The organism is Desulfobulbus rhabdoformis, from assembly GCF_016919065.1.
Lineage (GTDB): Bacteria > Desulfobacterota > Desulfobulbia > Desulfobulbales > Desulfobulbaceae > Desulfobulbus > Desulfobulbus rhabdoformis.
Genome location: NZ_JAFFQA010000036.1, coordinates 39,954 through 51,574, shown reverse-complemented (window position 1 = coordinate 51,574; position 11,621 = coordinate 39,954). Strand labels below are relative to the sequence as shown.

At 51.5% G+C, this 11,621-nt stretch carries 7 protein-coding genes; 6 read left to right on the top strand and 1 reads right to left on the bottom strand.

Annotated elements, in window-relative coordinates:
- The coding region (locus JWJ90_RS16860) for a transposase (RefSeq protein WP_205228385.1) at positions 1 to 590 on the bottom strand (590 nt) is incomplete at its 3' end.
- Here JWJ90_RS16860 and JWJ90_RS16855 point away from each other — a divergent pair.
- From JWJ90_RS16855 to JWJ90_RS16830, 6 genes are all read left to right on the top strand, one after another.
- A complete protein-coding gene (locus JWJ90_RS16855; RefSeq protein ID WP_205228384.1) occupies positions 589 to 2,277 on the top strand; it encodes a sensor histidine kinase in 1,689 nt (562 codons plus the stop codon). The two genes, JWJ90_RS16860 and JWJ90_RS16855, sit on opposite strands and share 2 nt — an antisense overlap.
- Entirely contained in the window at positions 2,249 to 2,908 is a 660-nt protein-coding gene (locus JWJ90_RS16850) for a response regulator (RefSeq protein WP_205228383.1), read from the top strand. The genes JWJ90_RS16855 and JWJ90_RS16850 overlap by 29 nt, the downstream gene beginning before the upstream one ends.
- Positions 2,800 to 5,445, top strand: a complete 2,646-nt coding sequence (locus tag JWJ90_RS16845; protein WP_205228382.1) for a PAS domain S-box protein — start codon at positions 2,800 to 2,802, stop codon at positions 5,443 to 5,445. Before JWJ90_RS16850 ends, JWJ90_RS16845 begins: the two co-directional genes overlap by 109 nt.
- Before the next feature lie 219 nt (positions 5,446 to 5,664).
- Complete coding sequence (locus JWJ90_RS16840) at positions 5,665 to 9,132, top strand: ATP-binding protein (protein ID WP_205228381.1); 3,468 nt, start codon at positions 5,665 to 5,667, stop codon at positions 9,130 to 9,132.
- 886 nt (positions 9,133 to 10,018) lie between these two features.
- Positions 10,019 to 10,405 carry a response regulator gene (locus JWJ90_RS16835; RefSeq protein WP_205228380.1) on the top strand — a complete coding sequence of 129 codons (387 nt, stop codon included), beginning with the start codon at positions 10,019 to 10,021 and terminating at the stop codon, positions 10,403 to 10,405.
- A 301-nt stretch (positions 10,406 to 10,706) separates the two neighbouring features.
- Positions 10,707 to 11,381, top strand: a complete 675-nt coding sequence (locus JWJ90_RS16830) for a response regulator transcription factor (protein ID WP_205228379.1) — start codon at positions 10,707 to 10,709, stop codon at positions 11,379 to 11,381.
- The last annotated feature ends 240 nt before the right edge of the window (positions 11,382 to 11,621 follow it).

Genomic DNA, 11,621 nt, shown 5'->3' with positions numbered 1-11,621 from the left:
ACGCCAATAATTACAAGAATACATTGCCTGGCATCATCGCTGCGGATATTAAAATACACGCCATCGGCCCAGATATACACATAGCGCTTGTTCTCAAATCTGCGTTGACTCCACTGCTCATGCTCTGTTTCCCAAAGACGCTTGCAACGGCTGATCGTAGTGGACGAAAGCCCAGTGGCATCCTTGCCAAGAAGAGCCTGAAGAGCTTCCTGAAAATCACCGGTAGATATCCCTTTGAGGTAAAGCCAAGGCAGCATTTCCTCAATGCTCTTTGTTTTTCGAAGATAGGGAGGCAAGAGTCCTGAGTTAAATTTGACGCCTTTCCCCCGTTTATCCCGAACTTTCGGCACCCTAACACTCACGGGGCCGACACCGGTCTGAATTTTCCGTTCTGGTAAGTAGCCATTGCGAACTACCTGGCGACGGCCACTTGTATCTGTGCACGTTGCAAATTCCTGAAGAAAACCATGTAGCTCTGCTTCAACGGCTTGAGCAATCAATTGCCGGGCACCGGTGCGAAGCAATTCGGTTAACGGATCCTCAGAAATCTCTTCTCGCTTTTTCAGGGAAATGATTTTACCTTCACTCATGACGTATCCTTTTTTGTTGGAAGTGAGTTTTGGCGAACTGTTTCCAACAGGATACGTCATTTTTCTTTTAGAGTCCCCTCAAACACCACTTTCGAGCATAACTCGCCTCCGGCACCAAAAGATCGAGTTGCTGCTCCAGGCGAGACTTCGATTAAGCGAAGCGGATCCGGGACTCTCTCTGGATACCCTTTTGCGCCAGCTGCTCAATGAAGCTGAAGATCTGACCGGGAGCTGCGTTGGTTTCTTCCACCTCTTTAGCGAAGATCTTCAGACCATCAGTCTCCAAACCTGGTCCGACCGCACCCTTCACGGCCCCTGTACTGCCCTGGCCGACCAATACCATTACAACATAGACGTAGCAGGCATCTGGGTGGACTGTGTCCAGACGCGCAAACCCGTTATCCATAACGACTACAAAAGTGTTCCTCACAAAAAAGGGTTGCCACCAGGGCATGTCAACCTCGTACGCGATCTGGTCATCCCCATCTTTCACCATCAGAAGATTGTGGCCATCATCGGGGTGGGCAACAAAGCCGCGCCCTATACCGTTGAGGACATCGACCACCTCTCCATACTCGGAGATCTCGCCTGGGATATATTTTTACGAAAGCGAGAGGAACAGCGACTGCAGGAGAGTGAATCTCGCTTTCGAAAGCTCATCAACGACATCCCTCTGGTCTCCATTCAGGGCTATGGGTCGGATGGCAGGGTCCGTTTCTGGAACCCTGCTTCGGAAAGCCTCTATGGGTACTCAGAAGAAGAGGCCATGGGAAAAAGCCTGCTTGAATTGATCATCCCTCCAGAGATGCAAGAGGAGGTAAGGGAAGCGGTTTCGCGCATGGCAAAAACCGGAGAGACCATTCCCCCTGCCGAACTCACCCTACAACATAAAGACGGCTCAAAAGTAGATGTCTTTTCCAGCCACGCTCTGATTTACCCCACCCACGGAGAGCCTGAGCTTTTTTGCGTGGATGTGGATCTGGGAGAACGGAAAAAAATCGAGGAAAACCTTGCAGCCGCACTCCAGGAAAAAGAGGTGCTCATTAAAGAGGTACACCACCGGGTGAAAAACAACCTGGCTGCAGTGGTCGGTCTTTTGGAGATGCAGGCACACCTCCCTCTTGATGCAGCCACCCGGCAGATCCTGATCGAGCTGGTTGCCCGCATCCGTTCCATGGCCCTGGCACACGAACACCTCTATCAGGCGGAGTCCCTGGCCAACATCAGCATGCAGCAGTACCTGGAAGCATTACTCTACCACCTTCACAGTGCCCTGCCTGCTCCCCATATCAACTTTCAGGTGACCGCCCCGGAGGTTGAAAGCTCTCTGGATATTGCCATTCCCTGCGGTCTGATCGTCAATGAGCTGCTCACCAATGCTATCAAATACGCCTTTCCCGAATCAACTTCACCACAAAGCGGTCAGAAAGAATGCCGGGTAACAATCAACATGCACCAGCATGAAGGAATCTATACCCTGCAAGTGAGTGATAACGGCATAGGACTCCCCGACGACCTTGACCAGAAAAAAAACCAAAGCCTGGGGATGATGCTAGTGCGCATGCTTGGCGAACACCAACTTGGTGGACGCCTTGCAATAGATACCTCACAGGGCACAACCATGACCCTCACCTTTGCTCCCGGAAAACGGCACGCCCATGAACAAAGCCTCTCTGCTCATCGTTGAAGATGACGGCATCCTTGCCGCCCATTTAAAAACCACTTTGGATCGACTGGGGTACACCCCCATTGGCCCGGTTGCCACAGGAGAGGAAGCTGTCCTGCTGGCCAGCAAGCACAGTCTTGATCTGATTTTGATGGACATAGAGCTTGCGGGCGAACAAAACGGCATTGATGCAGCCAAAGAGATCAACAGCAGAAGCGATGTTCCTGTGCTTTTTCTTACAGGTTTTTCCCAGGAATCCCTGCTGGAACAGGCAAAACATGCCGCCCCATACGGCTACCTGATCAAACCGGTTGCCGAGCGTGAACTGTCCGCATCCATCACCATGGCCCTGCAGCGTCATGCCCTCAATCGTGAACTCAGCACCAGTCGTGAGGCCCTGGCAGAAAGCGTGGCCCGATACCGCCACCTCTTTACCAACTCACCTCTGGGTATTTTTCGCTGCACTCTCCAAGGAACGATCACTGAGGCCAACCCAGCCCTGCTGCAGTTTCTCGGTTTTCAAGATCCTGACACCTCCCCCCCGTGCCCTTTAACCTGGGCAGCCATCTACGACACGACCAAGAGCGCTATCAAAACTTCATCCAGACCCTGCAACAGCAAAAAACGGTACAGAACTACGAACTGCGGATAGAGAAACAAAACGGCAAAGAAGGCTGGCTGGCTCTCAGCGCCACACTCTCCCAGGCACAGGAACATCCCCAGGCAGCATCCACTCCGGTCATCGATGGTTTTGCCACCGATATTACAGAAATAAAGCAAATTGCAAACCTGCAAAATTTTCTCGCGCAGGCACAAACCGGCTACGACCAGTCCTCTTTTTTCCAGGGCCTGGTTGGCTATTTGGCCAAGCATCTGGAAATGCATTTTGTCTGTGTCAGTCAACTCAAAGGCAAGCTGTCCCTGGCTCAAACCGTTGCTGCCTGGAGAGAAGGAGAACTGATCGACAATTTCACCTACAGCCTGGAAGACACCCCCTGCATGAATGCTGTGAAAAACGACATCTGCTGCCATGCAGAGGCTGTAGCCAAGCAGTATCCTAATGCGACGTTGCTCAAGGAATGCGCAGCGGAAAGTTATCTTGGCATCAGCCTTTTTGATCACAACGGCCACCCCATTGGATTGATCAGCGCCGTGGGCAAAAAGGCTTTAGACAATCTACCCCTGGTCCGCAATATTTTACGCATGGTGGCTACTCGCGCTTCCGGAGAACTTGAACGGCAGATGGCAGAAAAAAAGCTGCAGACCACGTTGAAACGTTTTCAGATCATGCTGGCCAGCCTCTACCCCGGCATCTTAGTGGTCAGCGATGTAGGAAGAGTGGAGTTTGTCAATCCAGCCTTTTGTCAACTTTTTGATCTCAATGAAGCAGAGGACCATCCTATCGGTTGCCTGCCGGAAGAGATACTGGAAAAAATGGTCAAGGTCGCAGAGGATAAACCTCAATTCCTGGAACGCATCAAGACCATCCTCGCCTCCCGAAAGCCGATACGCGATGAAGCCATCCCCATAACAGGCGATCGCACCTATCAGCGTGACTTTGTTCCCATCATTATCGATGGCCGACAGTTTGGTCGCCTCTGGCTCTATGACGATATTACCAACCAGCGGCGGGCGGAAAAAGCACTGCGGGAGAGCGAACAGCGGCTGCGTAATTATTTCGAGCTTGGACTTATCGGCATGGCCAAGCTCTCCACAGACCGACACTTTCTCCATTTCAACAACCGACTCTGCGAGATCCTTGGATATAACCAGGAAGAACTGGCCCAGCAAAGTTGGGATGAACTCACCCACCCCGATGATCTTGCCAAGGATCAGAGTCGCTTTGCCCGCATTGAACGCCAGGAAACCGATATTTTTCATATGGAAAAACGGTTTCTCTCCAAAGAGGGAAAAATCGTCCACACCGAGGTGATTGCCCGTGGAGTCTGCACAGACAAAGGTCATGTTGACCACTACGTGGCCATGTTTCAAGATATCACCACACGCAAACACACCGAAGAAAAAACAAAAACTCTGCGCACCCAATTACTGCAATCACAGAAACTTGAAGCCATAGGCACCCTGGCGGGCGGCATTGCTCACGATTTCAACAACATTCTTGCTGCGGTTATCGGCTACACGGACATGGCCAAGGAGATGACCGAACCGGGCACACCCCTGGCCCGGGATCTGGATCAGGTCCTTAAGGCAGGCCACCGGGCCAAAGATCTGGTGCGGCAGATCCTGGTCTTCAGTCGCCAAAATGAAACTGAGCCAATTAATCTGATGCCTGCCAATATCATCAAAGAGGTGATCAAACTTCTGCGTCCCACCTTACCCAGTACCATTGAAATCAAACAGAAAATTTCCCCCAAGGCGGGCCCTATCCACATGGACCCGACCCAGCTGCACCAGATCCTGATGAATATCTGCACCAACGCCTTTCACGCCATGGAAGAACTCGGCGGCACCCTGGCCATCAGCCTGCGCAATGTCACTTTTACCCAAAAGGACCTGCCCAATTCACTGCAAGCCAAGCCGGGCTCCTATGTGGAACTGCTGGTTGGAGATACCGGCAGCGGCATTCCCGCCTCCATCAGAGATCGTATCTTTGACCCCTTTTTCACCACCAAGGACCTGGGCAAAGGGACGGGCATGGGACTTTCCATCGTCCATGGCATCGTCACGGGATACAACGGTTTTATTCACCTCAATTCAACGCCAGGTGAGGGCACGACCTTTCAGGTGTATCTGCCCCTGGCCTCGGCATCGGAAAATGAAAACGGTGAAGCCGACGCTCCCATCCCCGGTGGGACGGAACATATCCTTTTTGTTGACGATGAAGAGGTGCTGGTGGACATGGTGCAGAACATGCTCGAACGGTTGGGCTATAAGGTCTCCGTGCGGACCAATGGGAGCGAAGCGCTTGCCGCCTTTCGTGAGGATCCCGACCGGTTTGACCTCATCATCACCGATCAGACCATGCCCGGCATGACCGGCATCGAGCTCGCCCAGCGCATTCTCTCGCTGAAGCCGGAAATGCCCATTATCCTCTGCACCGGGTACAGCACATTGATATCCGAAGAAGAAGCCAAGGCCCATGGCATTCGTGAATTTGCCCTGAAACCTTTAACCAAAAAGGACCTGGCCCTGCTCATTCGTCAAGTGCTCTCCCCTGTCCCTTCCTGATTCGCATCTTTTCCCCACACCTTGCACCCGGGATGGGGAGGGCTTAATTTTCCCGCACAACAATACGCCCAGCTCTTGGCACCTCGTTTACTCTCTTTGCCCCTATGGCACTTTAACGAGAACTTTGCCTGGTTATTGCCCCCACTTTATGCAACAATGCAAAAAAGGTAAGCATCGCATTGCGTTGATCCCGTTTCCGCCTAGCTCCCAATGAGAAGAATGGCCCCACACGTACCCACGAAACTCGACAGTTTTGTTTTTCGAGAATTCTGCAAGGCAGCACTTCTCCCTCTTCTGGTGATTGAACTGGCTCTGGTTCTGTTGTACTTCTGGATTAATGAGCATAACCAGACAAAGTCTCTTGCCACCCTTGAGGCGGAAAGCGTTTCCCATCTCCAGGAGATCGTCTCTGATCAATCACGCCTGCTGGGCCAGCAGCTTGCAGGGGTGCAATCCCTGGCGCTTATCCTTCAAAACGAAACCAGCCGTTTTTTCGCAACTCCCGATCTCTCCCTGCCGCCCTCTGCCACACAGCCTCATTTTGCCTTTGCCGACAACGGTATCTATTATCAGACCAACAACACCGAAGGGGGGTCTCTCTATTATTCCTCGCGAACGCAGATAGGAAAGAAGGAGGAGGAAAAAGCCGCACGCAGTGCCGTGCTTGACCCGCTGTACCGCCAGCTCTACCAGGCAAACAAAAATATCGTGGCCGTCTATCTCAACACCCACGATTCGATGAACCGGTACTATCCCTTTATCAATGAGGTGTATACCCAGTATCTGCCGGATATGGATATCCCCTCCTTCAACTTTTATTACCTGGCCGATCAGGCACATAATCCCGGAAGAGGACCAATCTGGACCGAAACGTACCTCGACCCCGCAGGACAGGGCTGGATGATGTCCTGCATTGTGCCGATTTACCATCATGATTTTCTAGAGGGAGTGGCCGGGATAGACATCACCATTAAGAATTTTCTTGATAACATTCTCAAACTCCAGCTTCCCTGGGGAGCTGAGGCCTTTCTGGTTGATGGTAAAGGCACCATCATGGCTATGCCCCAGGCCATCGAACAGTTGCTGGGCTTGAGTGAACTGCGAGAATTTGTCTACCAATCCCAGGTGGCCCAAGATACGTACAAACCAGAGGAGTTTAATCTTCTCAAAACTGACATTCCCGGGGTTGCCGCGACCATCACCAGATTTTTGCCAAAGCAGAAGGCAGTAGCCGATCTTCAGGTAGGGGATGCAACCATGCTGCTTGCCCAGGCCACCGAGCCCCTGACGGGCTGGAAACTCATGGTGCTTGCCGATAAGAAACGCATTCTCCAGCCCATAACAGAACTCAAGCACCAGGCCCGGAGCATCGGTTACTCCGTTATTGGCGCAATGCTTTTTTTCTACATTCTCTTTTTCTTCTACCTGCTCATCAATGCCCGACGCATTTCCCGGACCATCAGTGAGCCGGTTGCTGAAATTGCTCAACGCTCAGGGGAGATTGCCAAGGGACGTTATGAAACAGACTTTCCGCTCAGTACTATCCAGGAACTGGATGAGTTAAGCGCAAGTTATGCATCCATGGTCAAAGAAATCCAGGCTCTGCATATACGTTTAAACCACCAGATTGAACTGGCAAACAGTGAGATTAGCGAGCGGCGTCAGGCCCAGGATGCCTTGCAGAAAAGCGAGCAAAAACTGCAGGCTATCTTCAATCACAGTTTTAATTTTATCGGACTGCTGGAACCAGATGGCACCCTGATCGCAGCCAACCGGACCGGGCTGGACTTCATTGACTGCACGGCCGCCGATGTCCTTGGCCGTCCCTTTTGGCTGACCCCATGGTGGAACCATGAGCCCAAGCGGCAGCAACAGCTACGCGAACAACTGGAATACGCCTCTCAGGGGAATCTTGTCCGCTTTGAAACGACGCATATTGCCGCAGGCGGCACCAAGGAGATCATCGACTTTACCATTACCCCGGTTATCGATGAGCAGGGCAAGGTTATCCTTATGGTGCCTGAGGGACGCATCATCACCGAATTAAAAACAGCTGAGAAAGCGCTGCGACAAGCAAAGGAAAACGCCGAGGCTGCCAACAAGGCCAAGTCTCAATTCCTGGCCAACATGAGCCATGAGATTCGTACGCCCATGAACGCCATCCTGGGCATGACCCACATGGCCGCTCAGGTACGCGAAGAAGACAAACGCCAGCGTTTTCTGGAAACGGTTCGCCAATCGGCGGAAAGCCTGCTGGGCCTGCTGAACGATATCCTTGATTTCTCGAAGATGGAGGCAGGACAACTGCAGCTAAACACCGCTCCCTTTTCCATGGATCGTCTTTTAAAAGCACTTCTCTCCACCATGGAGGTTTCTGCGGAGGAAAAAGGCCTGAAGCTTCGTGTGGAACAGCAGGGAGAGATTCCCGAGCACCTGATTGGTGATGACATGCGTCTGCGCCAGATCCTGATCAACCTCATTGGCAATGCGATAAAGTTCACCACCACGGGGAGCATCACGTTGCATATTGATCGGGAAGACACCCCATCTCCCAAAAACCAGTGCCCCCTCCACTTTGCCGTGCAAGACACAGGCATCGGAATTGCCCAGGAAAAACTCGGCCTCATTTTTGAAAGTTTTGAGCAGGTGGACACCTCCTATGCCCGTAAATTCGGAGGCTCAGGCCTGGGACTGTCCATTTGCAAACAGCTGGTTTCTCTCATGGGCGGAGATATCTGGGCAGAAAGTGTCGAGGGAGAAGGCTCCACCTTTCATTTCACGGTTCCACTCATCATAAGCCAGCAACAGGCCGAATTGAACAACGAATCACAGACACAAGCGGCTGAGGACGCCCTGGGACTCAGGCTTTTGATTGTGGATGACAATGAGGTCAACCGAGAGGTGGCTGGACTCTCCCTGGAACAGCAACATACGGTGACCACAGCCAATAACGGCCTTGAAGCGTTAAAACATATCGCCTCTCAGGATTTTGATGCGGTCCTCATGGATGTCCAGATGCCGGTCCTGGATGGCCTGGCAGCGACCTCCTATATACGGACCCTGGAAAAAGGCAAAACACCGACAAAGCCCCTTACCCAGGAAATCGACCAGAGGCTTACCCGGAAACTCTTCGGGCGCCACTTACCCATTATTGCCATGACCGCCCATGCCATGGGCAGTGACCGCGAGATGTGTATTCAGGCCGGCATGGATGCCTATGTGACCAAACCGGTGCTTCCCGGCCACCTGCAGGAGGTCCTTAACGAACTGTTCGCGCGTTCGGGCCAAAGTCCCCCTGCCGCCACAGCTGAAAACCAGCAAATCATCGATCCCTCTCCAACGACTGAGGCTGTTTATACCTACCTGCAGGAGGCCACACGGCTTCAGCCGGACCAACTCAATAAAATTTTGTTCTCTGCCTGCAAAAGCCTGGAGCAGCAACTAGCAAGTGCCACCCAGGCTCAACGGCAAAAAGATCTTGCCACCCTGGCCCGTGCCTGTCATACCTTGAAAGGCACACTTCTCCAATGCGGGCTGACCAACTGGGCCGATAAGGCCCAGGCCATCTATAACGGTGCCCGCGAAAACCGCGACCTGCCCTATGACCAACTTTTAAATGTATTGCAACAGGGGCTGACCCCATTGATACATGCGCAAAAAAACCACCAAGCACAGCCTGAATCCTGAAACCTTGAGCGCTCTCTACAAACAGTGAAGGTGGCGTGCTGATGGATGCCCCCTGCCAACCATAGACTGCACTTGCCCCAAGGGCCTTTCCCTGCCCTCCCCTGCGGCACTCTTGTCGGGCCTGCTTCCTTTTTCACCTTCTTTTCAGCTCGTTTTCGCGACTAAAATAAGGGTTTCTCCTAGTAGACAAGTAAGCTGAATTTTCTATAAATAGGGTTAAGTAACTGCCTATTTACACTCCCCTCAAAAAATTGGGTCTTTATCTGAATCCTGAATCCGTGACGGCGGGTGGGCACAGAACAAGGTATCCTATTAATGATACGGAAATTTTCGAACTAATTCATTTGTTGTTCAGTTTCACCCGCCGCCCCTTGGGGCATCCATCAGCACGCCACCTTCATTGCCTGCAACATACCGATAAAGTCTACTTTAATCGGCATGTCACAAACAACGAAGCTGACACACCGATAAATGCTCATGGATTCAGGTGAATTGTACAATGGGTGGCGCTGCTTCATACCTGGTTTTCAAGAAAAGATATCCAATATCCCCGTTGTAGACTCCCGGCTACGCGCGGCGGCACCGCCCCCGAGTTGAGCGGCCCCCGCTCCCCAGCCTTTGTGACGGCATACTTCGGCCTCATTCGGAGATATGGCCCAGCATTTGGGCATATAGTTCCCTACGCCCTGATTCACGGCCACTGGCAACCAAAGGGGGATACTCTAAAAGAACCGGTTATATCAGAGGCTGAAAGCCATTATAAGAATCGCCCCCAGAAGAAGGCCCCGGCCTGTACGGCGACTCTCTGTACGCAAATAAGCTCATAACACCGCAGATTCGGCGCCCCGTAATCGCTTACTGAAAAAGATTAATGCAACATCAAAGTATGAAAAACAAGACAACCTGTGTCCTAATCGTTGATGATGAGGAAGGCATAGTAGAAATCTTCTGTCGTCGTCTGACAAAAATGGGGTATCAGGTAAGCGCCTATACCAGTGCCCTGCAGGCGCTCACTGATTTCCGCCAAAACTCACATAAATACCATGCTATAATTACAGATTTTATGATGCCGGAAATGGATGGAGCCAATCTGGCGCGCACCATAAAATTGATTCGCCCGGACGTCCCGATAATCCTCTGCACCGGTGGCTATGGCAGCCTAGATAATGCAGCCCTCCAAGAAAGTGGCATTGATCACATCCTCTACAAACCGGTCGCTAAAAAAGCCATGGCAGATCTTTTAAATCAGGTGATATGCACGGAGGAATTCTGAAACATGGGAGTTTTGATTTGTTCCTTTTCTCTTAACCTCGACGCTATGCTCAGATTTTATCCTCGGAGGTAAGCGAAGACTCCGATATCAAACATATGCCTGTGGTAAAATGTTACACATGTCGTACCCTTGATTGAAAGATCAAATACCTGCATCCGAAACCACGGGTGAAACTGAACACAATGTGATTTTCTTAAAAATATTTATCAATTCTGGAAAATACATTGTTCAGTGACTCCCATCTGTCCCGGATTCAGGAAGTATGCAGCCCCCCCTTGGTTACTCTGCCCAACCAGTGTGAATGCGGATGAATGATTGCCCAACGAATGGCTCTATCCTGATTGTTGAAGACGACCCACAGTTGTGCAACAATATGGCGCTGATTCTCAGCCTTGAGAATTATTCGGTTCGGGTGGCCGATAATGGTCACGCCGGGCTGCTCTTGGTCCAAGAGCAACAGCCGGATTTGATACTGTGTGATATTCTTATGCCTGGAATGGATGGACATACCTTCCACTCCACTATTAAAAAAAATCCCGATTGGACAACAATTCTCTTTATCTTTGTTTCCGCCCTTACCGACCAACCCAATGTTCGCCAGGGCATGTTGGCCGGTGCCGATGATTACCTTCCCAAACCCTTTACCGCCGAAGAACTGTTAAACGCCGTTAAAATACGCCTACAAAGACGTCACGTTCTCATCTCGAGCCTTCCTCAGACTCCCCTCACATCCCCTTCCCCCAATATGTCAGAAAAAGAAGGGCATCTTCTTCAACGAATTTCTCGCAGGGAAAGAGAAGTTCTGCTATTAGTAGCCCAAGGTGCTACCACTAAAGAGATAGGCAAACAACTCTATATCAGCCCCAAAACGGTGGAGGCCCATCGATCTCAACTGATGAAGAAACTGGGGGCAACGAATGCAGCGGCACTTGCGCGCTGGGCAGCTTTTTTGGAACCATGGCCGAAAGGAAGCTGACCAGGTTCCTGAATCCGTGACGGCAGGTAATCGCTGAAGAGCATATTATCAAGAATAAACGGCGAGTTATTCACAATCATACCTCTTGTCCAGCTTCTCCCAACGCCCTTGAAGGCCGAAGGTGAACGCCACTGCCTGACTGCCTGCACCTGTACGTGAACCTGCTGATAAAACAGCAGGTTAGGCAACGTGACTGCTTATGCTGTTTTTCGTTTCCCTCTCCCGATAACAGGCAACGTA

Coding starts and splice junctions, on each gene's coding strand:
- JWJ90_RS16835 (WP_205228380.1), top strand. CDS start 10,019: ATGAAAAACAAGACAACCTGTGTCCTAATCGTTGATGATGAGGAAGGC.
- JWJ90_RS16850 (WP_205228383.1), top strand. CDS start 2,249: ATGAACAAAGCCTCTCTGCTCATCGTTGAAGATGACGGCATCCTTGCC.
- JWJ90_RS16840 (WP_205228381.1), top strand. CDS start 5,665: ATGGCCCCACACGTACCCACGAAACTCGACAGTTTTGTTTTTCGAGAA.
- JWJ90_RS16855 (WP_205228384.1), top strand. CDS start 589: ATGACGTATCCTTTTTTGTTGGAAGTGAGTTTTGGCGAACTGTTTCCA.
- JWJ90_RS16830 (WP_205228379.1), top strand. CDS start 10,707: ATGCGGATGAATGATTGCCCAACGAATGGCTCTATCCTGATTGTTGAA.